This window comes from Amycolatopsis sp. NBC_00345 (assembly GCF_036116635.1).
Lineage (GTDB): Bacteria > Actinomycetota > Actinomycetes > Mycobacteriales > Pseudonocardiaceae > Amycolatopsis.
In genome coordinates, this window is record NZ_CP107995.1 from 914,700 (window position 1) to 939,726 (window position 25,027).

Annotated in this window: 19 protein-coding genes; 13 read left to right on the forward strand and 6 right to left on the reverse strand. The window is 71.7% G+C overall.

The genetic code is table 11. From position 1 onward, the window contains the following. Positions 1-117 precede the first annotated feature (117 nt). Positions 118-1,209, forward strand: coding sequence for an ATP-dependent DNA ligase (locus OG943_RS04235; protein WP_328608340.1), 1,092 nt, complete (start codon positions 118-120; stop codon positions 1,207-1,209). Beyond that, positions 1,206-2,210 carry a non-homologous end-joining DNA ligase gene (gene ligD / locus OG943_RS04240; protein WP_328608341.1) on the forward strand — a complete coding sequence of 335 codons (1,005 nt, stop codon included), beginning with the start codon at positions 1,206-1,208 and terminating at the stop codon, positions 2,208-2,210. The genes OG943_RS04235 and ligD overlap by 4 nt, the downstream gene beginning before the upstream one ends. 67 nt (positions 2,211-2,277) lie before the next feature. Here the strand turns inward: ligD and OG943_RS04245 are convergent, their stop codons facing one another. Further along, complete coding sequence (locus tag OG943_RS04245) at positions 2,278-2,553, reverse strand: hypothetical protein (protein WP_328608342.1); 276 nt, start codon at positions 2,551-2,553, stop codon at positions 2,278-2,280. Between the two features lie 110 nt (positions 2,554-2,663). Further along, positions 2,664-3,689, reverse strand: coding sequence for a CobW family GTP-binding protein (locus OG943_RS04250; RefSeq protein ID WP_328608343.1), 1,026 nt, complete (start codon positions 3,687-3,689; stop codon positions 2,664-2,666). A 305-nt stretch (positions 3,690-3,994) separates the two neighbouring features. On the opposite strand from OG943_RS04250, the gene OG943_RS04255 reads away from it, so the two are divergent. The 4 genes from OG943_RS04255 (at position 3,995) to OG943_RS04270 (ending at position 8,035) form a co-directional block, all read left to right on the forward strand. Next, entirely contained in the window at positions 3,995-5,125 is a 1,131-nt protein-coding gene (locus OG943_RS04255; RefSeq protein WP_328608344.1) for a nitric oxide synthase oxygenase, read from the forward strand. A gap of 72 nt (positions 5,126-5,197) precedes the next feature. After that, the gene (locus OG943_RS04260; RefSeq protein ID WP_328608345.1) at positions 5,198-5,704 is read left to right on the forward strand and encodes a flavodoxin domain-containing protein; all 507 of its coding nucleotides are present in this window, start codon (positions 5,198-5,200) and stop codon (positions 5,702-5,704) included. A gap of 222 nt (positions 5,705-5,926) precedes the next feature. After that, a complete protein-coding gene (locus tag OG943_RS04265; protein ID WP_442874775.1) occupies positions 5,927-7,132 on the forward strand; it encodes an MFS transporter in 1,206 nt (401 codons plus the stop codon). 237 nt (positions 7,133-7,369) lie between these two features. Further along, on the forward strand, positions 7,370-8,035 hold the full coding sequence (locus tag OG943_RS04270) for a cutinase family protein (RefSeq protein WP_328608346.1): 666 nt from the start codon (positions 7,370-7,372) through the stop codon (positions 8,033-8,035). A gap of 12 nt (positions 8,036-8,047) precedes the next feature. On the opposite strand, the gene OG943_RS04275 is transcribed toward OG943_RS04270, so the two are convergent. Continuing rightward, positions 8,048-8,869, reverse strand: a complete 822-nt coding sequence (locus OG943_RS04275; RefSeq protein ID WP_328608347.1) for a hypothetical protein — start codon at positions 8,867-8,869, stop codon at positions 8,048-8,050. 582 nt (positions 8,870-9,451) lie between these two features. Here OG943_RS04275 and OG943_RS04280 point away from each other — a divergent pair. Next, entirely contained in the window at positions 9,452-9,883 is a 432-nt protein-coding gene (locus tag OG943_RS04280) for a PadR family transcriptional regulator (RefSeq protein WP_328608348.1), read from the forward strand. Between the two features lie 80 nt (positions 9,884-9,963). On the opposite strand, the gene OG943_RS04285 is transcribed toward OG943_RS04280, so the two are convergent. Then, positions 9,964-10,851 (reverse strand): LysR family transcriptional regulator, encoded by an 888-nt coding sequence (locus OG943_RS04285; protein ID WP_328608349.1) that lies wholly within the window; start codon positions 10,849-10,851, stop codon positions 9,964-9,966. A 115-nt stretch (positions 10,852-10,966) separates the two neighbouring features. Between OG943_RS04285 and OG943_RS04290 the strand changes: the two genes are divergently transcribed. Next, positions 10,967-11,941 carry an amidohydrolase family protein gene (locus tag OG943_RS04290; RefSeq protein ID WP_328608350.1) on the forward strand — a complete coding sequence of 325 codons (975 nt, stop codon included), beginning with the start codon at positions 10,967-10,969 and terminating at the stop codon, positions 11,939-11,941. 10 nt (positions 11,942-11,951) lie between these two features. Here OG943_RS04290 and OG943_RS04295 read toward each other — a convergent pair whose 3' ends face one another. Then, positions 11,952-12,713, reverse strand: coding sequence for an IclR family transcriptional regulator (locus tag OG943_RS04295; RefSeq protein WP_328608351.1), 762 nt, complete (start codon positions 12,711-12,713; stop codon positions 11,952-11,954). Between the two features lie 113 nt (positions 12,714-12,826). Between OG943_RS04295 and OG943_RS04300 the strand changes: the two genes are divergently transcribed. Further along, positions 12,827-13,945: a mandelate racemase/muconate lactonizing enzyme family protein gene (locus OG943_RS04300; RefSeq protein ID WP_328608352.1), complete on the forward strand. Its 1,119-nt coding sequence runs from the start codon at positions 12,827-12,829 to the stop codon at positions 13,943-13,945. A 125-nt stretch (positions 13,946-14,070) separates the two neighbouring features. Here the strand turns inward: OG943_RS04300 and OG943_RS04305 are convergent, their stop codons facing one another. Further along, positions 14,071-19,578, reverse strand: a complete 5,508-nt coding sequence (locus OG943_RS04305) for an ATP-binding protein (RefSeq protein WP_328608353.1) — start codon at positions 19,576-19,578, stop codon at positions 14,071-14,073. Positions 19,579-20,024: 446 nt separating this feature from the next. Between OG943_RS04305 and OG943_RS04310 the strand changes: the two genes are divergently transcribed. The 4 genes from OG943_RS04310 (at position 20,025) to OG943_RS04325 (ending at position 24,991) form a co-directional block, all read left to right on the forward strand. Next, positions 20,025-21,206 (forward strand): FAD-dependent monooxygenase, encoded by a 1,182-nt coding sequence (locus tag OG943_RS04310; RefSeq protein WP_328608354.1) that lies wholly within the window; start codon positions 20,025-20,027, stop codon positions 21,204-21,206. A gap of 205 nt (positions 21,207-21,411) precedes the next feature. Further along, positions 21,412-22,935, forward strand: coding sequence for a sugar ABC transporter ATP-binding protein (locus tag OG943_RS04315; RefSeq protein ID WP_328608355.1), 1,524 nt, complete (start codon positions 21,412-21,414; stop codon positions 22,933-22,935). Further along, a complete protein-coding gene (locus tag OG943_RS04320) occupies positions 22,932-23,987 on the forward strand; it encodes an ABC transporter permease (RefSeq protein WP_328608356.1) in 1,056 nt (351 codons plus the stop codon). The genes OG943_RS04315 and OG943_RS04320 overlap by 4 nt, the downstream gene beginning before the upstream one ends. Then, positions 23,987-24,991 (forward strand): substrate-binding domain-containing protein, encoded by a 1,005-nt coding sequence (locus OG943_RS04325; RefSeq protein ID WP_328608357.1) that lies wholly within the window; start codon positions 23,987-23,989, stop codon positions 24,989-24,991. Before OG943_RS04320 ends, OG943_RS04325 begins: the two co-directional genes overlap by 1 nt. The last annotated feature ends 36 nt before the right edge of the window (positions 24,992-25,027 follow it).

Sequence of the window (25,027 nt, forward strand, 5' to 3'; positions counted from 1 at the left end):
CCTCCTCGCACCGATCACCCGTCGTAGCCGAGAAGCCTCACATCGTGGCCGGTTGCCTCTTTCGAGTCAAGGCGCGAAACCCTGCAGGTCAACGCCCCCGCAGCCTAGGATCACCTCGTGGAACTGCCCGTGATGCCGCCCGTGCGGCCGATGCTTGCCAAGGCCGTGCACGAGGTGCCGCGGGCCGGGGGGTTGTGGTTCGAGCCCAAGTGGGACGGGTTCCGCTGCGTCGTGTTCCGTGATCGCGACGAGGTGGAGCTGGGGTCGCGCAACGACCGGCCGTTGACGCGGTACTTCCCCGAGCTGGTGCAGCTGCTCAAGGACGCCCTGCCGCCGCGGTGTGTGGTCGACGGGGAGATCGTGCTGGTGACGCCGCGGGGGCTGGACTTCGGGGCGCTGCAGCTGCGGCTGCACCCCGCGGCGTCGCGCGTGGCGAAGCTGGCCGAGGAGACGCCGGCCAGCTTCATCGCGTTCGACCTGCTCGCGCTCGGGGACTCCGACCTCACCGGGGAGCCGTTCAGCGAGCGGCGGCGGCTGCTCGAACAGGCACTGGGCGGCGATCCGACGGGCGCGTTGCAGCGCGTCCACCTCACGCCCCTGTCCACGGACCCGGACACCGCGCAGGACTGGTTCACCCGGTTCGAGGGCGCGGGCTTCGACGGGGTGATGGCCAAACCCGCCGACCAGCCCTACGAGCAGGACAAGCGCGTGATGTGGAAGGTCAAGCACGAGCGCACGGCCGACTGCGTCGTCGCCGGGTTCCGGTGGCACAAGGACGGGGCCGGGATCGGGTCGCTGCTGCTCGGGCTGTTCGACGAGCGCGGCGAGCTGCACCACGTCGGCGTCGCCAGCAGTTTCACGGCCCAGCGAAGGCGCGAGCTGGTCGAGGAACTCAAGCCACTGACCGAAAACGCGCTCGACGGACATCCCTGGCGGACCTGGGCCGAGTACCAGACCGCCGACGAGGAGACCGGGCGGCGGCCCGGCGCGAACAGCCGCTGGGCGCCGCAGAAGGACCTGACCTGGGAGCCGGTGCGGCCCGAGTGGGTCGCCGAGGTCCGGTACGAGCACCTGCAGGGCGGCCGGCTCCGTCACGGCGGGCGGCTGGTGCGCTTCCGGCCCGACCGTGAGCCCGCGTCCTGCACCTACGCCCAGCTCGAAGAGGCCCCGCCCGCCGAGCTGGCCGCGCTGTTCCGGGAGGCGAGATGATCCTCGACGTGGACGGTGTCGAGCTGACCGTGTCCAGCCCGGACAAGGTCTACTTCCCCGAGCACGGCGAGACGAAGCTCGACCTCGTCCGCTACTACCAGGCCGTCGCCGGGCCGTTGCTCGACCGGCTCGGCGGCCGCCCGCTGCTGCTCGAGCGCTACCCGGACGGCGCGGGCGGCAAGTCCTGGTTCCAGAAGCGGGTGCCCAAGAACGCGCCGGACTGGCTCACCACCACCGTCGTCTCCACCCCGAACGGCACGACCAGCGACGCGCTCGTGGCCGCCGACCTCGCGCACGTGTTGTGGGCGGTCAACCAGGGCTGCCTCGGCTTCCACGTCTGGCCCAATCGCGCCGACGGCGGCGAAGTCGCCGACATCGCCGACGAGCTGCGGATCGACCTCGACCCGTCACCCGGCGTCGGGTTCCCGCAGCTGCGCGACGCTGCCGTGCTCGTGCGCGCTTTCCTCGGCGAGCTGGGCATCGAGGCGCACGTGAAGACGTCCGGCTCCCGCGGCCTGCACCTGTACGCGATCCTCGAGCCGCGCTGGGACGGTTACCAGGTCCGCGCCGCGGCCGTCGCCCTCGCGCGGGCGCTGGAACGGCGGCACCCGGACCTCATCACCGCCCAGTGGTGGAAGGAAGAACGCGGCTCACGCGTGTTCGTCGACTTCAACCAGAACGCGCCGCACAAGACGGTGTTCGGCGCGTGGTGCGTCCGCCCGCGCGTCGGCGGGCAGGTGTCCACGCCGATCTCGTGGGACGAGCTGCCTGCCGTCGAGCCGGACTCGCTCACGCTGTCCACGGTCCCGGCCCGGGTCGCGGCGGCCGGTGACCCGTGGGCGGGCGCGAACGACCGTCCACAATCGATCGAACCGCTGCTGGAACTGTCCCGTGAGGACCTCGCGAGCGGGCTGATGGACGCGCCGTGGCCGCCGGTCTACCCGAAGATGCCGAACGAGCCGCCGCGCGTCGCGCCCAGCCGGGCCAAGAAAAGCTCGTGAGTGCCGTCAAGGACTCCTTACCCGCGTGGGACGCGGGTAAGGAGTCCTTGACGGCGGTTGGCCGGCGTCACGAGAACGGCAGGTCGAACGCGAGCTGCTCGGTCCGGTCCAGCGCGGCGGGCGAGCCGGACAGGGTGGCGGCGCACGCCGGGCACGGGGCGACGTCGTCACGGGTGCCGAGGTCGATCGGCGTCCAGGTGCGGGATTCGCGTTCGCCGCAGGCCGAGGCGCGGTAGCGCAGGTCGCCGGAGCGGGTCATCAAGTGGGCGACGGGAGCGTCGTCGGGCAGCGCGCCGACGAGGTACCAGCGCGTCGCGCCGAGGAGCGTGGACGGATTCGCCATGGAACTCCTCCTCCTGGGGAGGCCGGTTCAGCAGCTTTCCTTACACCACGGCCAGTGTCCGTCGCCGCGCCCGTGAATCCGCGCGTTTGCGCGCGTTCGGCGTGGCGCGCTCAGTCGCCGGGTTCGCCTTCGTCGAGGTAACGCAGGATCCGCAGCATGCCGCGCTCGTCCAGCGCGGTGTCGTCGGCCAGGCAGGCCTCGAGCCGCCGGGTGAGGTCGGCGGCGTCGATGCCCGCGCCGATCAGCACCAGCTCGGTGCGCCGCGGCCGTCCCGCGGGCCAGGCGGACCGGTCCAGCTCCACGAACCCGCCGACGGTGTGCAGCCCGAACCGCGACCGGACACCGTTCGGGCCCAGGTCGAGGTGGCCTTTCACGCGGTAGAGCCCGGCGGGGCGCTGTTCCAGGAAGTCCAGGAACCGCCGCGGCGAAAGCGGCCGCTCCGCGGTGAACGTGACGCTCTCGTAGGCCGCGTGCAGGTGCTGGGAGTGGTCGTCGGGCTCCCGCAGATCGTCGAACGAGAGCTGGCCGAAGCGCTCGCGCGGCCGGGGGTCGAAGAACAGCTCCGGGTCGACGCGGCCGTGGTCGGTGACCAGCAGCGGGATGCCCGGCGCCAGCTCCTCGACGGTGCCGCGCGCCTTGGCCAGCTCGTCGGCCGTCACGCGGTCGGCCTTGTTGAGCACCACCAGGTCGGCGACGCGCAGGTGGTCGGCCAGCTCGGGGTGGCGTTCGCGGGTGGCCGCGAACTCGGCGGCGTCGACCACTTCGGCGAGCCCGCCGTAGCGGATGCCGGGGTTCTCGCTGGCGATCATCAGCCGCACCAGGTCACGCGGCTCGGCGATGCCGCTGGCCTCGACGACGATCACGTCGATGCCCGCCTCGGCTTCGGCGAGCTTGCCGAGCATGGCGTCGAGGCCACTGGCGTCCACGGCGCAGCACAGGCAGCCGTTGCCGAGCGAGACCATGGTGTCCACCTGGCCGGAGACGGCGAGCGCGTCGATGTTCACCCGGCCGAAGTCGTTGACGACCACGCCGACCCGCGCGCCCTGGCGGTTGGCCAGCAGGTGGTTGAGCATCGTGGTCTTGCCCGAGCCCAGGAAGCCCGCGACGAGGACCACCGGGATCCGCTGCCTGGCCACCCGCACCCCTCTCGGTCGTCGCCGCGACCCTACCTGCCGGGCTTGCCGGCACCCCGGACGGCTCGCGGAAACCGAATACGTTCGAATGGGCGCATGAGTACGTGATCCATTTTCACTGCGGAGAGCATCCCCATTTGGTGGTAGCTTCGCCCCGGCTGTCGGGTAGTCTACTGCGCCTGGTCGGATCCCTTGGGGCTACAGGGTTTCCGATCAGAACGGACATTCGGACGATGACGGGGGAGTGGTGGGCCCTTCCTGCGGGTCGCATTTTCGGAGAGTGGAGTAGCCCGGTGACAATGGCGTCCATGCGGGTGGAGATCCCGCAGCAAGACATCCGCGACCGAGGACAGCGTGCCGAGTTCGCGGAGGCCGAGGAATTCGTGCGCCTCTGCCACGCCGAGGAGGCGGTGCCGCCCGGGCAGCGCCTTCACGAGCGGCTGGCGCGGATCCGCGCCGAGATCGACGAGACCGGCACCTACCGGCACACGCCCGCCGAGCTGGCGTACGGCGCGCGGGTGGCGTGGCGCAACTCCGCCCGGTGCATCGGGCGGCTCTACTGGCGCAGCCTGCGGGTCCGCGACCGGCGGCACGTGCGCGACGCCGCCGGCATCGCGGGGGAGTGCGTGGCACACCTGAGGGAGGCGACGCGCGGCGGGCGCATCCGCCCCACCGTCACCGTGTTCCCGCCCGACACCCCGGCCGGGCCGGGCCCGCGCATCCACAACGACCAGCTGGTCCGCTACGCCGGCTACCGGCTCGGCGACAGCTCGGTGCTCGGCGACCCGAAGCACGTCCGCTTCACCGAGCGGGTGCGCGAGCTGGGCTGGCGGGGCCCCGAGCGCCGCGGCTCGTTCGACGTGCTGCCGCTGCTGGTCGAGGCCGGTCACGGTGAGCGACGGCTGTCCGTCCTGCCCGCCGACGCGGTGCTGGAGGTGCCGCTCACGCACCCGGACCACCGCTGGTTCGACGGCCTCGGGCTGCGGTGGCACGCCGTGCCCGCGATCAGCGACATGCCGCTGGAGATCGGCGGTGTGCGGTACCCGGCGGCGCCGTTCAACGGCTGGTACATGGCCAGCGAGATCGGCGCGCGCAACCTCGCCGACCCCGGCCGGTACGACCTGCTGCCGGTGATCGCCGACCTGATGGGCCTGGCCACCGGCGACGACCGCACGCTGTGGCGCGACCGCGCACTGGTCGAGCTGACCCTGGCCGTGCAGCACTCGTTCGACCAGGCCGGGGTCACCATCGCCGACCACCACTCGGAGTCACGGCGGTTCCTCGCCCACCTCGAACGGGAGGAGCGAGCGGGCCGTTCGTGCCCGGCGGACTGGAGCTGGATCGTGCCGCCGCTCTCGGGCGCGCAGACCGCCGTTTTCCACCGCTACTACGACGAGCCGGACCCGGCCGCCCGGCCGGCCTTCCTGCCGCCCGGCTAAGGAGAACGCCCGTTCGGCGGATCGTGCGAGACCGGGGGCGCCGCCGGTCCGCCACGGGCGGAGAATGGGGTCATGACCGCAGTCCTCGTCGTGTTCGCGGGCAAGAGCGGCGGCACCCGGGAAATCGCCGAGGTGATCGCCGCCGAGCTGCGCGCGCAGGAACTGCGGGTGGACGTGCGGGACGCGGCCGACGTCGCCGGGGTCACCGAGTACGCGGCGGTGGTCGTCGGCAGCGCGCTGTACTACTCGCGCTGGCGGCCGGAGGCGGTGCGGCTGCTGGAGCGGCACGTCGCGGACCTGCGGGACCGGCCGGTCTGGCTGTTCCACAGCGGACCGTGCGGGCCGGGCGCGGCGCTGGTCCGGGTCAGCCTGCCGGCGAAGGTCGCGCTGCTCGCCGCGCGGATCGACGCGGAGCGGACCGCGACCTTCGGCGGGCGGCTGGACCCCGCCCGCGCGCACGGGCTGGTCGCGCGGCTGATGGCGTCCGGCCACCGGGCCGGGGACTTCCGCGACTGGGACCGGATCCGGGCCTGGGCGCGGGACGTCGGCCGCCGGGTCCGCACCCGCGTCCCGTTGTGACGCGTGTGTCTGTTTTGCTTGGTGTGACTGGTTTTCCCGTTCCCTTTCCGGGTGTTGCCGACGTGCTGGGTCAGGTGTAGACCAAGCGGAGGCCTATTCCGAAAGAGAACGACGGGGGCTCGTGTGGCGGACAGCGCGGACAACGTGGTGGCGAAACCGGGAAAGCAGAAACTGACTTCCGACCAGAGAAACTCGTTCATCGCCGCGTCGCTCGGCTGGAGCATGGACGCGTTCGACTACTTCCTGGTCGTGTTCGTGATCGCCGACATCGCCAAGGACAAGTCCTTCGGCGCGACCGCGACGCAACTGGCGTTCATCACCACGGCGACGCTGGTGATGCGGCCGGTGGGGGCGCTGGTCTTCGGCCTGTGGGCGGACCGGGTCGGGCGGCGGGTGCCGCTGATGGTGGACGTGCTGCTGTACTCGGTGGCCGGGGTGCTGTGCGCGGTGGCGCCGAACTTCACCGTGCTGCTCATCCTGCGGTTCATCTACGGCATCGGCATGGGCGGCGAGTGGGGGCTCGGCGCGGCGCTGGCCATGGAGAAGATCCCGGTGGAGCGGCGCGGGTTCTTCTCCGGGCTGCTGCAGGCCGGGTACTCCGCCGGCTACCTGGTCGCGGCGCTGGCGTACCTGCTGTTCCACACGGCGCTGGGCCTGGACTGGCGGTGGATCTTCGCGCTGAGCATCTTCCCGGCGCTGATCAGCCTGCTGATCCGGTCGCGGGTGAAGGAGTCGGAGGTCTGGGAGGCCGCGCAGGAGAAGATGCGCGTCACCAAGACCTCGGTGAAGGACGTGCTGCTCAACCGCAAGGTGATCCGCCGGTTCGTCTACCTGATCCTGCTGATGACGGCGTTCAACTGGCTGAGCCACGGCACCCAGGACGTCTACCCGACCTTCCTCAAGGCCACCGACCACGGCGGCGCCGGCCTGACCGCGGCGACGAGCACGTGGATCGCGGTGGTCTACAACATCGGCGCGATCATCGGCGGACTGACCTTCGGGGCGCTGTCGGAGAAACTCGGCCGGCGGCGCACCATCGTCACGGCGGCGGTCCTGGGGTTGCCGATCATCCCGATCTTCGCCGTCGACCACGGCGCGGGCATGCTGGCGCTGGGCTCGTTCCTGATGCAGATCATGGTGCAGGGCGCGTGGGGCGTCATCCCGGCGCACCTGACCGAGATGTCGCCGGACGCGGTCCGCGGGTTCTACCCCGGCGTCACCTACCAGCTGGGCAACCTCCTGGCCGCGCTGAACCTGCCGATCCAGCAGGCCATCGCCGAGTCGCAGGGGTACACCGCCGCTCTGCTGTGGACGGTCATCCCGGCGCTGGTCCTGGTCGCGGTCCTGACCTCGTTCGGCAAGGAGGCCAAGTCGATCCGCTTCGGCGGCGAGGCGGCGACTACGGCGCCGGCCAGCGGTTCGGCCTGAGTTCTGTCTGTGTCGTGAGTGTGGCTGGTCAGCCGAGTTCGGCTGACCGGCCTTTTTTATGGGCAAATAGCGGGCACAATAGAGTAGTCCGATGAAATTCTGATGAAACCGAGTTTCTTTCGAATTCCGTCGCTTCGGGGCGGTTTTTCCGGTCTGGTGCAGCTGTGTGAAAACCGGTAACATCCGAAATCGTTCAGCACGGCCGTTCGGTCGTTGTGCGCTAATCGGGGAGTGAAAATGAGAAAGCTCGCGGCCGTTATGGCCGGTCTATTGATGTCGGCGGGAATCGTCCTGGTGGCCGCGCCTGCCGCGTCCGCGGCTTCGTGCGACGGCACTTACACGATCGTGGTAGGCGGCTACACCGACCGTGATTCGATGATCTTCAGCGGTGCCGGCATCAGCCAGCGCGTCGGCTACTCGGCCGAGGTCAACAGCCAGAGCGCGCGGCAGGGCGTGGACGAGCTGAACCGGCTGATCCGCAACCAGCGCGCGGCCTGCCCGGACCAGCACGCCAAGGCGGTCGGGTTCTCCGAAGGCGCCGCGGTCGTGCACATCTGGGTGACCGAGAACTGGAAGACGTTCGGCAACGTCAACGCGGTCCTGATCGCCGACCCCAAGCGGGACCCGCACGGCCTGGGCGGCCCCGGACTCGCGGGCCAGGCGCCGTCGGTCATCTTCGGCCCGATCGTCGGCTATCCGCTAGTCGGGGTCGACAGCTTCTTCGGCAACGTTCCCACCGTCTCGCTTTGCGCTGACGACATCATCTGCGACGAAGCCGCGGCATCGGGCTGGATCGGATACGCGCAGCACAAACACACGGACAACTACAACTTCAACGTCGATGTCTACTCTGACAACGGCGTGGGGCAGTGGTTCAACGGGCAGTATTTTCCGGATAAGTAAATAGGGTCGCGTTCATCGGGGGCCTCGGCGTGATGCCGGGGCCCCCTGGTGTTGTCTGGGGTTATTCGGGTTCTCTGCTTTGTTGGGGAATTGGTGTCCCTGGTGGCGGTGTTGCCGTTGCCGTCGGCTGCCCGCGGACGGGCTCGGCCTCTTGCTGCCTCCGGTCCGCGATCGGCTCCTGACCTGCGGGGTTGCGCGCCGATAGTGAGGCGATATATCGTCGAAGTGTCGGCGATGGAACAACCCCTTCAGGAGGACATCATGACCAGGACAGCAGGCAGCGACCACGTCTTCGACGGCTTCGGCGGCGACGACCGGCACGGCCCCCACGACCAGCACGGCCCCGGTGACCGGCACGGCCCCGGTGACCGGCACGGCTCGGGCGCTCGGCACGACTCGGCCCATCGGCACGGCTCCGGCGACCGGCCGGGTTTTGACACCGGGTTCGGTTTCGGCCACCAGCACGGTTTCGGGTTCACCATGGGCCACCCGGCCGGGCCGTTCGGAGCTCGGCGGGACCCCGGCGGTTTCGGGTTCCCATCGGGGGCCCACCACGGCCCCGGCAGCCCCCCGCACCACCACGGCGGCCACCACGGCCCCGGCAGCCACCACGGCCCGGCCGGATTCCCGTTCGGCCACGGCGGCGATCCCCGATCCGGGGGATTCCCGTTCGGCCCCGAGCATCACGGTGCCGGTGAGTCTCCCTTCGGTCGCGGGCATCACGGTGCCGGTGAGTCTCCCTTCGGCCACGAGCCCCACGGCACGGGCGGATTCCCCTTTGGCCCCGAGCATCATCACGGCGCTGGTGGCGCCCCGTTCGGGCACGAGCTTCACGGTGCCAGTGGGTTCCCCTTCGGTCAGGGCGGCGATCCCCGATCAGGTGGGTTCCCCTTTGGCTCCGGGCATCACGGTGCCGGTGGCTTCCCGTTCGGCCCCGGCAGCCACCACGGCCCGGGCGGGTTTCCGTTCGGCCAGGGCGGCGATCCCCGGACGGGTGGGTTCCCCTTTGGCCCCGGGCCTCATGGTGCCGGTGGCTTCCCGTTCGGGCACGGACCTCACGGTGCCGGTGGGTCTCCCTTCGGCCACGGTGGGCACCACGGGCCGGGCGGGTTTCCGTCCGGGCCGGGGGGCGATCCCCGGACGGGTGGGTTCCCGTTCGGGGACGGGGAGCACGAAGAGCCTGAAGGCTTCCCGCTCGGGCACGACGCGGCGCGGGGGCCGGGCGGGTTCCCGCCGCCGCCCCCGCCGCCGGGAGGGCCCGGCTTCCCTGGGTTCCCGGGATTTCCCGGTGGACCGGGCGGACCGGGCGGGCTGGGTGGGCCGGGCGGTCCCGGTGGGCCGCGGGGGATGTTCGGTGGCGGCGGGAGTCCGTGGGGCCGCGGTACTCGCGGCCCGGCCCGGCCGGTGCGGCCCGCGGTGCTCGCGTTGCTGACCGAGGAGCCCATGCACGGGTACCAGATCATGCAGGAGATCCGCCGCCGCACCAACGAAGAGTGGCGGCCCAGCCCTGGGTCGATCTACCCGATCCTGCAGCAGCTCGAGGACGAGGGCCTCGTCCGGTCCGACGCGTCGGGCGGCCGCCGCGTCGTGCAGCTGACCGAGGCCGGACGTGAGCACGTCGCCGGGCGGGAAGAGGAGTTCGCGGGGTTGTGGGAGTCCCGCGTCGCCGATGACGACCCCAGTGTCGACCGGGTTCACGCGCTCTACAAGCAGCTCGGCGACCTCTCCGGCGCGGCGGGGCAGGTCGCCTACACCGGGACGGACGCCCAGTTCGCCGAGGTTCGCAAGGTCCTCAACGAGGCCCGCCGCCGGATCTACGGCGTGCTGGCCGAGGACACGGAAGACTGACCGGAACCGGGGTGGCAGGTCCACAGTGGACCTGCCACCCCCCGTTTTTCCCGGCGACAGCCCGGATTACGCCGCCCACCTCACCCGACCTCGGCCGCCCGTTCAAGCAACGCCTGGTGCACAGTCTCGACCGCCGGACTCTGCTTGCGGTCGAGCCGGGCCAGGACCAGGACCCGGCTGAGGGTGGGCGTGTCCAGGGTGACGGTCCGGAGGTCCTGGCGGCCCTCGGTCAGGCGGCGGGGGAGGAACGCGATCCCGAGGCCGTCGCGGACCAGGTCCAGGGCCATGGCCGTGTCGGCGACCTCGATGGCGACGTCGCGTTCGACGCCCGCCTCTTCGAAGAGCTGGTCGGTGCGGGTGCGATTGGCCCAGCCGGCAGGGAAGTCGATGAAGGGGAACCCGGCGAGGTCGGCGCACCGCAGTGGCCCGTCCGGCAGCGGCGTGCCCGGGGCCGCGGCCAGGACGAGGTCGAGAGTGCCGACCGGACGGAGGCCGATCGAAGCCACCGCGGTGTCCGGTTCGGGGATCAGGGCGAGGTCGAAGGTCCCGTCGACGATGCGGTCGAGGTGGCGGTCGAGTTTCAGCGGCGAGAACTGGACGCGCAGCATGATGCCCGGATGCTCCCGGCGGATCGCGCCGAGCACCTCGGCCAGCGGGAACGTGCCGGTGGACAACGCCGTGCCGAGGGTGACGGTGCCGTGCAGGCCGCCGTCGAGCGAGTCGAGTTCGCGGCGGACGTCCTGGGCCGCGCCCACGATGGCCCGGGCCCGGTCCAGGAGGATCCCGCCCGCCGTCGTGAGTTCGATGCGGTGGCCGATCCGGCGGAACAGGGACTGGCCGAACTCGTGTTCCAGGCGCCCGACCGCGGCCGACATCGTCGACTGCACCACGTGTTCGCGCTGGGCGCCACGCGTGAAACTGCCCTCGTCCGCGACCGCGATGAAGTAGGCCAGCTGCTGAAGCTCCATGCGAGGCAGTATCGCCGACGTCGATCGAAGCAGCGGAATCGTTCGTTGGACGCGCCCGGCGTTCCCGATCGACGATGGAGGGCAGGCACCGCGAACATCCACAAGGGAGCACGACATGCGACTGATCGCGCTGGAGGAAGCCTTCTCGATTCCCCGGCTCAGCGACCGCCATCCGGGGCTGACCGACCTCGGGCCCATCCCGGTCAGCCACGACTTCGGCCGGCACGTCGCGTTGCGGCTGCCCGACTTCACCGAGCTGCGGCTGCCCGAGATGGACCGTTACGGCGTGGACATGCAAGTCCTGTCGCACACCGCCCCCGGCATCCAGGCCGACCTCACGGCCGAGGACGCGGTCGCCGCGGCGAGGTTCGCCAACGACTACCTCGCGACCGTGGTGACCGAGCACCCGACCCGGTTCGCCGGCTTCGCGGCCCTGCCGATGCAGGACCCGGACGCCGCGACCGCCGAGCTGCGCAGGGCTGTCGAGGAACTCGGCTTCCGCGGGGCGCTGGTCAACGACCACACCCAGGGCCGCTACCTCGACGACCCGGTCTACGAACGGTTCTGGACGACGCTGGAGGACCTGGACGTCCCGCTCTACCTCCACCCCGGCTCGCCCCCGGCCGAGCAGTGGAAGGTGCTGGACGGGTGCGCCGAGCTGATCGGCCCGACCTTCACCTGGGGCGCGCAGACCGGCGGGCACGCCCTGCGCCTGCTCTACTCCGGCGTCTTCGACCGGCACCCCCGCGCGCACCTCATCCTCGGGCACATGGGCGAGTACCTGCCCTTCATGATCTCCCGCCTCGACTCGCGCTATGCGACCCTCGACCCGGGACGCAGCCTGGACCGCGCCCCGTCGGCGTACGTTGGCACGAACATCCTGATCACCATCAGCGGCGTCCAGTCCCCGGCGGCGCTGGCCGGCGCGATCCTGGCCATCGGCGCCGACGCGATCATGTTCGCGATCGACTACCCCTACGAGTTCACCGGGCCGGCCACGACCGCGTTCGCCGGGGCCGCGCTCAGCGATACCGACCGGCACAAGATCGCGCACGGCAACGCCGAACGACTGCTCAAACTCAACCCCTGAGCCAAAAACCCTAGGTCAGCCGGGTCGGCGACGGCCCAGCCGCCCAGCCCAAATGGTCCGACACCGTCGCCGCGGCAGTCGCGGTGGCCAGGCCGGCGGCCGTCAGCCGGGGAGCCACCCGGTGGTGCGGCGCGGACACGTTCAGCGCCGCCACCACCCGGCCTCGGAAGTCGCGGATCGGCGCGGAGACGCCGGACAGGCCGGGCTCGAATTCCTCCTCCACACGGGCGAAACCGTGCGCCCGGGCCTCCTGGACCTTCGCCCACAGAGCCGGGAGATCGGCCAGCGACGGGAAACGCACGTACAGCTCGTCGGGCGTCGCGTCCAGCAGGAGGACGCGCCCGGCCGACGTGCGGTCCGCCGGGACGCCGCGGCCCTCCCAGCCGCGCACGCGGAACGAGTGCCCGGAGACCGAAAGCAGCGTCAGCACTTCCTGGTCCCGCAGCACACACAGGTGAACGGTCTCCTCCAGGTCCGCCGACAGCGCGCGCATCACCGGCTCCGCGGCCCGCGCCAGGCGGTCCTCCACCGTTCGCGCGACGAGCGAGAACAGCCGGCGCCCCATGCGGTACTCCAGCGTGTCCGGGTCGCGCTCGACGACACCCTCCTCGGCCAGCGCCTTGAGCGCGCGCGAGACCTGGCTCTTCTCCCGGCCCGTCAGCTGCGCCAGCCGGACGACGCCGAGCCCGCCCGCGCGTTGGCCTTCTTCCGACGCCAGCGCTTCGAGCAGGTCGAGGTCGCGGCGCAGGCCGTGGCCGGGATGGCGGTCCATGGGGAGCAGCGTAAGCGAGTTGGCCCCAGCGCAACGCGCATTGCGATCCGCCCGCGTGGCTTGCCGTCGCGAGAGGGCCGCTCGTAGCTTCGGGAGGGAAGCGAAGGGGCACAATGAAGATCACGGACATCACGCTCGACCGCCTGCGGCTGCGGCTGGACCCGCCGTTGCGCGCGGCGTGGGACCCGGAGCCGCGCCGGCAGTTCGACGCCACGATCGTGCGGGTGCACACCGACGACGGCGTCACCGGCATCGGGTCCGGCGACACCATGGCGGGCTTCGACGCCGTCAAGCACCTGTTCGTCGGCGAGGACCCGCTGGACATCGTCCGGCACGTCAAGGCCATCGAGACGGCCAACTTCCACGGCGGCCGCTACTGGCCGCTGGAGGTCGCGCTCTGGGACATCATCGGCAAGGTCGCCGGCCTGCCGGTCGCCACGCTCTTCGGCAACGCCGCGCGGTCGGTGCCCGTGTACGCGTCCACGGCGGAGCTCAAGCCGCCGGCGGAACGCGTCGAGTCCGCGTTCGAGGCGCGCGAAGCCGGGTTCCGCGCGATGAAGATCCGCATCGACCGCGACCGTGCCGCCGAGGGCGTGGCGACGGTCGCCGCCGTGCGGGACGCGCTCGGGCCGGACTTCGAGATCATGGTCGACCTCAACCAGTCGTGGCGGATGGCGGGGGACACCGCGCCCGCGACGGACCTGGTCGCGACGCGCCGGCTGGTGCGCGGGCTCGCCGAGCTGGACGTGTTCTGGGTCGAGGAACCCTTGCCGTACCACGATCTCGACGGCTTCCGCACCCTGCGCGCCGACAACCCCGGCGTCCGGCTCGCGGCGGGGGAGATGCATGACTCGGTGCCGGAACTCCTGCGCTGCCTGGAAGAGGACGTGCTCGACGTCTACCAGATGGACGTCGTGCTCGCCGTGGGCATGCACCGCGCACGGACCCTGGCGGAGCTGGCGCAGTTCAAGCACCGCGCGTTCACCCCGCACAGCTGGACCAACGGCATCGGCGTGCTGGCGAACCTGGCCGTCGCGGCCGGGGCCGGCGGCGGGCCGTACTTCGAGTTCCCGTTCGACCCGCCGGGCTGGACGCCGCGGCGGCGCGACTTCATGCTGGCCGAGCCCGTGACGGTCAGCGCGGCCGGCGAGCTGGCGGTGCCGGCCCGGCCCGGGCTCGGCATCGAGCTGGACGAGCAGGCGCTCGACCGCTGGCGGATCCGGGACTCCTGAGCGCCCACCCGGCGCCGGTCTTGGGCCGGTGTCCCCCTGAAGGCCACCTTGAGGGTCCTACATGCCCTCAAGGTGGCCTTCAGGGACTTCGGAACGGCGGGGCGACAAGCAAGCCCCCCGCCGCGTCAGCTCTTCAGGCCGTGCTCGATCGCCTCGATGATCCGCGGCCGCAGCTCGGCCGCGCTGATGATCGCGTCCACCGAGCCGACCTCGACCGCGCGCTGGATGCTGTGCACCCGGTCGAACTCCGACGCCACCTGGCCCAGCTTCTCGGCGCGCACGCCGGACTGGACCTCGGCCAGCTCCGCCGTCAGCGCCGCGCGCTCGGCGCCGCTGACCTCGGCCAGGCGGGCCTGCAGCGAGGCCACGCGCGGGTCGTTCGCTGTGCGGGTGTTCACCTCACCGGCGAACACCACCGCCGCGGCGGGCGCCCCGCCGAGCACGGAGGCGAACGAGCCCTCCAGGGCGAGCACCGTCATCTTCGGGTTCAGCGCCTTGGAGAACACCACGAACGCGCCGCCGTGGTAGCGGGAGATCACGGTGAACACGATCGGGCCGTCGAAGTTGACGATGGCGCGGCCGATCTCGGCGCCGTATTCCAGCTGCAGCTTGCGCATCGACTCCGGGGAGCCGTCGAAGCCCGACAGGTTGGCCAGCACCACCAGCGGCCGGTTGCCGCTGGCCGAGTTGATCGCGCGCGCCGCCTTCTTCGACGAGCGCGGGAACAGCGTGCCGGCCGTGTAGGTGTCCGGGCCGTCGGTGGGCGGGAAGCCGCGGCGCGGCACCGAGCGCGACTCGATGCCGAGCAGGCACACCGGGCGGCCGCCGATGTGCACGTCCTGCACCGCCGCCGTGTCCGCGTCCGCCATGCCGGCCCAGCGCTCCAGCACCGGGTGGTCCTGATCGGACAGTGCGCGCATCACCGTGCGGATGTCGAAGGGCTTCTTCCGGTCCGGGTTGTGCTCGGCCGAGAAGATCTGGCCCACCGTGGTGAAGTCGCTGCCGACGATCGCGTGCGGGTAGCCCGAGACGTCGCGGCCCACCGGGTCGGTCGTCACGGCCTGGCGCGGTGCGGGCTCGCCCGGCACCACGTAGGTGTGGTCGTAGTGCGACATCAGCACGTCGCGTGCCCCGGCCAGGTTCGGCGCCCAGTACTGCGCCTGCCCGTTCGGGCCCATCACCCGGTCGTAGCCGCCGATGCCGAAGTTGTCCTCGGCCGACACGCCGCCGGAGAAGTCCAGCGCGTCCTTGCCGGTGAGCACCATCGCCGAGTCCGGCGTCATCACCAGGATTCCCTTGGTGTGCATGAGCATCGTGGCTTCGGCGTTCCAGTACGGCTGCGCGCCCACGTTGATCCCGGCGACGACGATGTTGATCTCGCCGCCCCCCTGGGTGAACTCGATGATCCGCTTGAGCGCGGCCGCCACCCAGTCCATGTTCTCGGTGCCGGAGTCCATCGAGATCCGCGCGCCGGAGGAGATCGAGAACCACTCCAGCGGCACCTGCTTGCGCTCGGCCAGGTCCAGCGCGGCGATCACGCGGGCGCACTCGGGCTCGGACAGCGCGCCCAGCGCCTTCGTCGGGTCGCCCAGCAGCACCACACGCTCGACGCCCTCGGGCACCAGCTTGGTCGGCGTGCGCACGACGCCCGCGACGATCGCGGCCTTGTTCCCGCCCCGCGGCCGGTCCACCGGCACCAGCGCGCCGGAGTCGTCGAGGTCGTGCTCGACGAAGCTGCCGGCGCCGGCCAGCATCCCGGTCAGCTCGTACGGGTAGACGGTGTCGCGCCGCGCCGCGCGCAGCACCTTCTGCCGGTAGCCGTCCAGCGGCTGCACCAGCTCGGACGACGGCTTGCCCACCGCCAGCCGCACGCCGGAGCCGACGTCGTTGCGGATCGTGACGGCCACCTCGGTCAGCTCGCCCGTCTCCCGGTCGCGCCGCCGCGCCAGGAAGAGGATCTCCTCCAGGCCCGCGCCCGCCGTGGTCGGCAGGACGCGCTGGGCGAGCAGGTTCAGCTCGTCCATGGTCAGCTCGCTCGGCGGCCAGACGTACAGGACGACGCGGTTGGTGTCGAAGCGCTTCTTCGCCGGCCGCTGCGCCTGCACGTTGCGGATGGCGTCGAGGCACCCGGCGAGGGTGTCCTCGGCCGACGGCAGCGAAACGAGCCGCCCGTCGGCCTCGCGCAGCGGGGTGAGGTCGCGGACCTGCGCCATCGCGACCAGCCGCTCGTCGGCCGGGTTGGCCTTGGCGACGCACTTGAACAGGTACACCTCCTCGTCCGACGAGGGCAGCCGGGTGAGGTCGAACTCCTGGAGCCGCTGCAGCTGCATGCGCTCGGCCACGCGCGGGTGCAGCCCGCGGATGACCCGGTCCTCGGCGAAGCCGCTGCCGTTCCCCGTGGTCTCGGTGCTTCGGCGGAAGGTGAAGTGGTGGTGGAACACCGCGCCGTCGCCCCCGGCCACGGTGGTGGTGATCCGGTCGACGCGCTCGGGCAGCGGGTGCGCCGCGATCACCTCGCCGAGGCGGGTGGCCATCGCGTCCGCGTCCGGCTGGCCGGCCCAGCGCACGTAGACGTCGGCGACCACGTGCGCGCCGGGCGCGGCGTCCCCGGCCAGCTCGCCGACCGCGCGGACGGCGTCGGGCAGCTGCGCGAAGTCGACGGCGGTGGTGACCACCCGCGCCGGCTCCGCGTGCTCGGCGGTGACGAACGTGCAGCCCGCGACGTCGCGCGAGCGGATGCCCGACAGGCTCTTGTTGCCGTAGTAGCGGCGGGTCAGCACTTCGAGCAGCGGCGCCGGGTCGGTGCCCGGCCTGCCGATGCGCTGGCCGATGATCCGCACCAGCGGCTCGGAGCCTGCGACCATGGCGGCGATGCGCTCGGCGCGGTCCGGCGAGTCCGGGTGCCGGTCGAGGTGGCGCAGGCTCTGCCGCACGCCGGCGTAGACCTCCGCGCGGGCCCGGCGCAGCATCGGCTGCGCGAACCAGCGGAACACCACGCCGCGGGCGAGGTCGCTGACCGCCGGGTACCGCACCTGCGTGGCGGCCACGAGGTGCTCCAGCGCCAGGCCGGCCTCCTCGCGCAGCGACTCCGCGGGCGGCGCCTCGGTGAGCCACTGGCGCAGCAGCGCCGAGACGATCGCGACGTCGGACGAGGCCCGCTGCTGGGCCAGGAAGATGCGGAAGACCGCCTCCTCCAGCTCCGGTGTGCGCTCCAGGTCCGGGACGCCGTAGTGGCCCAGCACGCGCCGCAGCCGGCCCTGGAAGGTCTCCGGCAGCCCGGCGCGCTCGACGTCGAGGCTCTGCAGGTAGGAGTGGAAGTACTCGCGGGCGCTGTGCACCGGCCGCTCGGCGCTGATGTCCTCGCCGGCCGGCTTGTTGCGGGTCAGCTCGGACAGGTCCGCGAAGGCGCCCAGCAGATCGACTTCGGCGGTCATCAGCGGACGGCCGGACTCGCCCAGCTCGGCGCGCGCGGCGAGGTAGCCGGTCAGCACGCGGCGCTGGTCGTACGGGTCCACGTCGAAGCCGAGCAGCAGGCTGCGCAGGTCCTGCAGGCCGCGTTCGGCGCGGTCGGCGGCCGACACGGCGGTGGGCTCGGCGGGCAGGTCGATCTCGACGGCCTCGGTCGCGGCCGCCTCGTCCGCGGCGTCCTCGGTGCCCTCGTCGGCCAGCGGCTCCAAGCGCAGCAGCGCCGCGCCCGTCTCCACCTGGCTGCCGATCGACACCGGCAGCTCCCGCACACGGGCCCGGAACGGCGCCCGCAGCACCGTCTCCATCTTCATGCTTTCCAGCACGAGGATCGGCGCGCCGCCGTCCACCTCATCGCCGACGGCGACCGGTGTCGCGACCACCAGCGCGGGCGCGGGGGAGCGGACCACGCCGCCCTCGTCGAGGCTGACGCGGTGCGTGACGCCGTCGACCTCGACCAGGTGCACCGGGCCGTGGGTGCCGGTGACCAGGCGGAAACGCCTGCCGTTGACGGTGATCTGGCCGCTGTGGGCGTCGAAGCGGTCGATCTCGACGTCGGCCGGGCAGACCTCGCCGCCACCGCTGATGCCGACGCGGAAGCGCTTCTGCCCGACGCGGGCCACGGAAACCCGGTAGCCGACGCCGCGGAGCTTGAGGTCCAGCGGGCGGCCGCTTTCGTGCTGCACCTGCGGGCGGCCGCCGCGCGCGGTGGACAGCAGCCGCTGGCGGGCGACTTCTTCCTCGTCCTCGTAGGCCTCGATGGCGGCTGCGGCGAGCGCGATCGCGGAGTGCTTGTGCGTGACGAGCCTGCCCTCGCCGCGGACGCGGTCGATCCAGCCGGTGTCGGCGCTGGCGTCGATCACCTCGGGCTGGTCGAGCAGGTCGAGTACGAAGCTCTTGTTGGTGGCGCCGCCTTCGATGATCACCGTGGTCTCGCCGAGCGCGCGGCGCAGCCGGGCCAGTGCCTGGTTACGGTCGCTGCCGTAGGCGATGATCTTGGCGATCATCGAGTCGAAGTCGGCGGGGATGGTGTCGCCCTCGCTGACGCCGGTGTCGACGCGGATGCCAGGGCCCGCGGGCAGCAGCAGCCGCGCGATGTGGCCGGGGGAGGGGGCGAAGTCGCGGTCCGGGTCCTCGGCGTTCAGCCGCGCCTCGACGGCGTGCCCGGACTCCGCCGGCTGCGGGCCTTCCAGCTTGCCGCCCTCGGCGACGTGCAGCTGCAGCCGCACCAGGTCGGTGCCGGTGGTGATCTCGGTGATCGGGTGCTCCACCTGGAGCCGGGTGTTCACCTCGAGGAAGGCGAACAGCTTGTCCCCGGGGTGGTAGAGGAATTCGACGGTGCAGGCGCCGCGGTAGTCCACGGCCACGGCGAGCCGTTCGGCCGATGCCTTCAGCTCGGCGGTCTGCTCGGGGGAGAGCACCGGCGACGCCGACTCCTCGATGATCTTCTGGTTGCGCCGCTGCACCGAGCAGTCGCGGACGCCGAGCGCCCACGCCGTCTCGCCGTCGGAGATCACCTGGACCTCGACGTGCCGCGCGCCGGTGACCAGGCGCTCCAGGAACACGATGCCGCTGCCGAACGCGCGCAGCGCCTCCTGGCTGGTGCGCTCGTAGGCGTCGGTGAGGTCTTCGGCCGAGGCGACCATGCGGATGCCGCGCCCTCCGCCGCCAGCGGTGGCCTTGAGCATCAGCGGGTAGCCGATCTCGTCGCCGGCGCGCAGTGCGGCGTCCAGGCTCGCGACCTCGCCGCGGCTCCACGGCGCGACCGGGACCCCGACCTCCTCGGCGATCAGCTTCGCGCCGATCTTGTCACCGAGCTTGCGCATCGCTTCGGCGCTGGGGCCGACGAACGTGACGCCGACCTTCTCGCACAGCTCGGCGAACGCCGGGTCCTCGGCCACGAAGCCCCAGCCGACCCACGCGGCGTCGGCCTTGGTCTCGACCAGTGCCTTCTCCAGCACGGCGAGGTCGAGGTAGGGACGGGCCGAGGCCGGGCCCAGCGGATAGGCCAGGTCGGCCTCACGGACGAACGTCGAGGACCGGTCCGCATCGGTGTAGAGGGCGACCGTCTCGATCCGCGCCCCGGTTTCCGCGGAAAGGTCCCGGACTGCGTGGATCAGCCGCATCGCGGCCTCCCCGCGGTTCACGATGGCGACACGACTGAACACCGACTGAGCCTCCCATGTACCCACGCGCAGCAGGCGACGTCCGGCCCCCGGATCGTCGCCTGCACTTGCTTACACCCTGCTCCCTTACCCGCCGGTACACCAATGTCGTGCATGGCGCATGCCGGAGCCGCTGGATTGTGGGAACCAGCCAAAAAGCGGCCTGGACCACACGGGTCCGACCGCCGTTCGCGCGAGGTTCGCCACAAATCACACCGAACAAGCTAGCGCGGGGCGACTGGGGAAGGCCCGAGAGTAAGGGGCGGACAGGGGGTCTTCGCCGCCACGCTGTGTGGCGGCCATCCGCCGTTCAGGCCGGCGACGGGGTGGCGGCCGGATTTTCACCGTCCGGCTCACTCCTTATTTACCTAACTTAGGTATACAGTCAACGGAGAAACATACCTAAGTTAGCTACCTTACCTGGTGGCTGCCGAACCCGAGGAGCGGAAATGAGCTCGGTCCTGATCTCCGGCGCCAGCATCGCCGGCCCCGCGCTGGCCTACTGGCTGCGCCGTTACGGCTTCGACGTCACGGTCGTCGAAAAGGCCGGCACCCCGCGCGGCGGCGGTTACCCCATCGACGTCCGCGGCACGGCACTGGACGTGGTCGAGCGGATGGGCCTGCTGCCGGAGCTGCGCGCCGCCCACATCGACGGCCGCCGGATCACCTTCCTCGACCCCGAAGGCGGCCCGGTCGCCTCGATCCGCCCGGAAGTCCTCACCGGCAGCGTCGACGGCCGCGACCTGGAGGTGCCCCGCGGCGACCTCACCCAGGCCCTCTACGGCGCCGTCCGCGACGACGTCGAATTCCTCTTCAACGACAGCATCACCACGCTCGACGACCACGCCGGCGGCGTCGACGTGACCTTCCGCAGTGGCGCCCGGCGCACGTTCGACCTCGTCGTCGGCGCCGACGGCCTGCACTCCGGCGTCCGGGCCCTCGTTTTCGGTCCTGAGGAACAGTTCCACCACTACCTCGGCTACTGCTTCGCCGGCTTCACCATGCCCAACGACTTCGGCCTGTCCCACGAGGGCGTCGTCTGGAACACGCCGGGCCGGGCCGCGATCCGTTACGCCGTCGGTGACAGCGACGAACTGCACGGCTTCCTCAACTTCGCCCGCCCCGAACCGCCGTTCGACGCGTTCCGCGACCCGGCCGCCCAGCGCGAGCTGGTCGCCTCGGTCTTCGCCGGCGAGGACTGGGCGGTGATCCCCCGCATGGTCGAAGCCATGCGCACCGCCGACGACCTCTTCTTCGACGTCGTCAGCCAGATCCACCTGCCCCGCTGGTCGGCCGGCCGCGTCGCCCTGGTCGGCGACGCCGCCCACGCCCCGTCGTTCCTCAGCGGCCAGGGCTCCAGCCTCGCCCTGGTCGGCGCGTACATGCTCGCCGGCGCGCTGGCCACCGCCGGCGACCACACGAGCGCGTTCGCCGCCTACGAGCAGGACACCCGCCCGTTCGTCGAGCTGAACCAGGCCCTGGTCACCGGTGGCGGCGCCACGCTCCTGCCCACCACGGCCGAGGCGCTGGACCAGCGCAATGCCGCCCTCCGCGACTTCACCTCCCTGCCCGCCGACACCGGCCGCCCGGCCTACACCGCGCTCCGGCTGCCCGACTTCACGAACGTGTGACGCCCCGGCGGCCGCGGCTGTGGATCTCGCGGAACGTTTTCCGCGGTCCTCGCCGCGGTGCCGGCGGTTTTCCGTAGCTCTCGGCCGTTCGGGAGGTGACCCTTGACACACCCTTCCGGGTGGACCTACGTTCACCGGTAATCGATTTCTCGACGACGCCCGCTCGTGACCGGACGGCGCGAGCGGCCGAGGGGCGAGGGCGGTAATGGGCGACGACGGCGTCGCGCTGGTCGAGCTGGCCGGCGTCAGCAAGGCCTACGGCGGGGTGCGTGCGGTGCGCTCGGTGGACTTCACCGTGCACGCGGGGGAGGTGCACGCGCTGCTCGGGGAGAACGGGGCGGGCAAGTCCACCCTGATGAAGGTGCTCTCCGGTGAAGTGGCCGCCGACGAGGGGACGATCCGGATCGCCGGGGAGGCGGTCCGGTTCGCCCGGCCCGCCGATGCGCAGCGGGCCGGCGTCGCGATGATCCACCAGGAGCTGGACCTCGTGCCCGCGCTTTCCGTGGCGGAGAACGTTTTCCTCGGCCGCGAGCCGCACACGCGCGGCGTGCTCGACCGCCGCCGGATGGTGGCCGAGACCCGGCAGCTGCTGGCGCGCACGGGCGTCGGCTTCGACGCGGCCACGCCGGTGGAGCTGCTGCGCACCGGCGAACGGCAGCTGGTCACCATCGCCAAGGCGCTCTCGCTCGACGCGCGGATCCTGATCATGGACGAGCCGACTTCGGCGTTGTCCCCGCACGAGGTGACGCGGCTGTTCGCGGTGATCGACCAGCTCCGCCGCGACGGCGTGGCCGTGGTCTACATCTCGCACCGGATGGAGGAGATCGGCCGCGTCGCCGACCGCGCGACGGTGCTGCGCAACGGCGAAGTGGTTGCCGAGTTCGCCGCGCGCGAGCTGACCGCGGCGCAGGCCGCCGAGGCGATGGTCGGCCGCCCGGTGCACCTGATGTTCCACGCCGAGACCCGCGCGACGGCGACCGAGGACGTGCTGGAGGTGGCGGACCTCGTGGTCCGGCCCCGCGCCGGGCGGCGTGAGCCCGCCGGGATCAGCCTGCGCGTCGGGGCGGGCGAGATCGTCGGCGTCGCCGGATTGCTGGGCTCTGGCCGCACGGAGCTGCTGGAGACGCTGTACGGCGCCGGGCCGAAGAGCGCCCGGAGTGGCACGGTTCGCTTGCGGGGCAAGGACTTCCGTCCACGGTCGCCGCGCGCGGCGCTGCGGGCCGGCGTCGCGTACGTGCCGGAGGATCGGCGCGTCTCCGGGCTCGCGCTGGAGCACTCGGTGCTGGCCAACACCGTGCTGTCTATTGTGGACGGAATGGCGCGGTTCGGCCTCGTGCCCGCCGCCCGCGAGCGCAGCCGGGCGCGTGAGACGGCGGAGCGACTCGGCGTGAAGCTCACTTCGCTGGCCGACCCCGTCGGCGCGCTGTCCGGCGGCAACCAGCAGAAGGTCGTGCTGGGCCGGGCACTGCTCACCGAGCCGGCCCTGCTGCTGCTCGACGAGCCGACCCGCGGCGTGGACGTCGGCGCGAAGGCCGAGATCTACCGGATCCTCGGCGAAATCGCGCGGACCGGCGTCGGCGTGCTCTTGGCGTCTTCCGAACCCGCGGAGCTGGTCGGGGTGTGCGACCGCGTGGTCGTGCTCCGGGGCGGCCGCAGCGTCGACGAGTTGGATACCGCGCTGGCCGGCGAGGCGGAACTGCTCGCGGCGTCGATGGGAGATGTCCAGTGAAGGCTGTCGCGGTGCTGTTCCGGTTCCAGAGTGTGTTCGGGCTGGTCATCGTGTTCGCCGCGGCCGTCGCGTTTTCCCCGTCGTACGGCGGGAGCCTGGTGTTCCTGGGCGCCGACAACCTGTTCAGCGTGGTGCGCGCCATCTCCGAGATCGGCGTGATCGGGGTCGGCATGACCCTGGTGATCCTGGTCGGCGGGATCGACCTGTCCGTCGGCTCGGTGGTCGGGCTGGCCAGCGTCGGCATCGCGGAGCTGCTCACCGCCGACGACTGGGGACTCGTCCCGGCGGTGCTGCTGATCCTTGCGATGGGCCTGGTTTTCGGCCTGCTGCAAGGGATCGCGAGCGCCCGGTTCCGCATCCAGGCGTTCATCGTCACGCTCGCCGGCATGCAGATCGCGCGCGGGCTGGCCCGGATGTGGTCCGGCGGCGAGGGCGTGTCCATCACCTACGGCGACGGGAAGGGCCAGGCGCCGGTGCCGTTCTCGCTGCTGGGCGAGCGGACGTTCGGCGGCGTGGTGCCGATCCCGGCGCTGATCTTCGTGGTGGTCGCCGTGCTGGCCATGGTGCTGCTGCGGGTCAGCGCGTTCTCCCGGCACGTTTACGCGATCGGCGGCAACGAGCGGGCCGCGAGCCTGTCCGGCGTGCCGGTGACCCGGGTGAAGGTGCTCGTGTTCGGCATCTGCGGGCTGCTCGCGGCGCTGGCCGGGATCGTCCACGCGGGACAGCTGAACTTCGGCGGCCCCAACGACGGCGTCGGCTACGAGCTGAACGCGATCGCCGCCGTGGTGATCGGCGGGACCAGCCTCTCGGGCGGGCGCGGGTCCGTCCTCGGCACCGTGGCGGGCGCGCTGCTCGTCGGCGTGCTGGACAACATCCTGCAGCTCAACGACGTCGACTCCAACGTACAGCTGATCGTGGTGGGCGTGGTGATCGTGTTCGCCGCCGGCCTGCAGCGGCTGCGGCCGGCGTCGCTCGGCGCGGCCGGGGCCCGGGCGCCGGCCGCGCCGCCCACGGATTCTCAGGCAGATTCTCAGGCAGGGAAGGGGAGCTGATGTCCAAGAACACCCGCCGGATGGCGGTTTTGGTGGCCGCCGGGATGGCCCTCGCGGCCTGCGGCACCACCCACGAGAACGCGCCCGGTGCGTCGTCCGGCACCGCGCCCGCGCCCAAGGCCTGCAAGGGGCCCGGCGGCAAGTTCACCATCGGCATGAGCCAGGCGAACCTCGCCGAGCCGTACCGCGTGCGGATGGACGACGACATCCGCAAGGCGGCGGCGGGCGTGCCGCAGTTCACCGTCCACTACTCCGATGCCGCGCAGGACAATTCGAAGCAGGTGGAACAGGTCAACACGTTCCTCACGCAGAAGATCGACCTGCTGATCATCAGCCCCAACGAGGCGACGCCGCTGACCGGCGTCGTCAAGCAGGCCTACGACCAGGGCATCCCGGTGCTGGTGCTGGACCGGAAGGTGGACGGCGACGCGTACACGTCGTTCATCGGCGCGGACAACGTGGACATCGGGCGCCAGGCGGGCCAGTTCTTCGCCGAGAAATTGCTGCCACAGGGCGGAAAGATCGTCGAGCTGAAGGGGCTCGCCGGCGCGACACCCGCCAAGGAGCGCAGCGACGGCTTCGACAAGGGCATCGCGGGCAAGAACGTGAGCATCATCGGCACGGCGGACGCGGATTGGTTGCGGGACAAGGGCCAGCAGCAGGCCGACGCCCTGCTCAAGGCGCACCCGGACGCGCAGGCGATCTTCTCCGAGAACGACCCGATGGCCGAGGGCGCGCGGCTGGCCGCGCAGAACGCGGGCAAGCCGGACCTGCCGATCGTCGGCATCGACGGGCTGCCCGTGCCCGAGGGCGGCATCAAGGCGGTGGAGGCCGGGCGGCTGTCGGCGACGTTCGTCTACCCGACGGGCGGCGCGGAAGCCGTTGCCGCGGCCAAGAAACTGCTCATCGACTGCCAGCCGGTGGCCAAGACGCAGACGCTCGGCACCCGGCTGGTGACCAAGGACAACGCGGCCGCGGTGTACGAAGAGTTCAACCGAGGCTGAGCAGAGTGAGCAAGGACAACGGCGCGCACGCGGCGT

What these genes read in the sequence shown, in the direction of transcription:
- ligD (WP_328608341.1), top strand. Translation starts at nt 1,206, where the DNA reads ATGATCCTCGACGTGGACGGTGTCGAGCTGACCGTGTCCAGCCCGGAC.
- OG943_RS04245 (WP_328608342.1), bottom strand. Translation starts at nt 2,553, where the DNA reads ATGGCGAATCCGTCCACGCTCCTCGGCGCGACGCGCTGGTACCTCGTC.
- OG943_RS04255 (WP_328608344.1), top strand. Translation starts at nt 3,995, where the DNA reads ATGCGGGTGGAGATCCCGCAGCAAGACATCCGCGACCGAGGACAGCGT.
- OG943_RS04260 (WP_328608345.1), top strand. Translation starts at nt 5,198, where the DNA reads ATGACCGCAGTCCTCGTCGTGTTCGCGGGCAAGAGCGGCGGCACCCGG.
- OG943_RS04265 (WP_442874775.1), top strand. Translation starts at nt 5,927, where the DNA reads ATGGACGCGTTCGACTACTTCCTGGTCGTGTTCGTGATCGCCGACATC.
- OG943_RS04270 (WP_328608346.1), top strand. Translation starts at nt 7,370, where the DNA reads ATGAGAAAGCTCGCGGCCGTTATGGCCGGTCTATTGATGTCGGCGGGA.
- OG943_RS04285 (WP_328608349.1), bottom strand. Translation starts at nt 10,851, where the DNA reads ATGGAGCTTCAGCAGCTGGCCTACTTCATCGCGGTCGCGGACGAGGGC.
- OG943_RS04290 (WP_328608350.1), top strand. Translation starts at nt 10,967, where the DNA reads ATGCGACTGATCGCGCTGGAGGAAGCCTTCTCGATTCCCCGGCTCAGC.
- OG943_RS04295 (WP_328608351.1), bottom strand. Translation starts at nt 12,713, where the DNA reads ATGGACCGCCATCCCGGCCACGGCCTGCGCCGCGACCTCGACCTGCTC.
- OG943_RS04300 (WP_328608352.1), top strand. Translation starts at nt 12,827, where the DNA reads ATGAAGATCACGGACATCACGCTCGACCGCCTGCGGCTGCGGCTGGAC.
- OG943_RS04310 (WP_328608354.1), top strand. Translation starts at nt 20,025, where the DNA reads ATGAGCTCGGTCCTGATCTCCGGCGCCAGCATCGCCGGCCCCGCGCTG.
- OG943_RS04315 (WP_328608355.1), top strand. Translation starts at nt 21,412, where the DNA reads ATGGGCGACGACGGCGTCGCGCTGGTCGAGCTGGCCGGCGTCAGCAAG.
- OG943_RS04325 (WP_328608357.1), top strand. Translation starts at nt 23,987, where the DNA reads ATGTCCAAGAACACCCGCCGGATGGCGGTTTTGGTGGCCGCCGGGATG.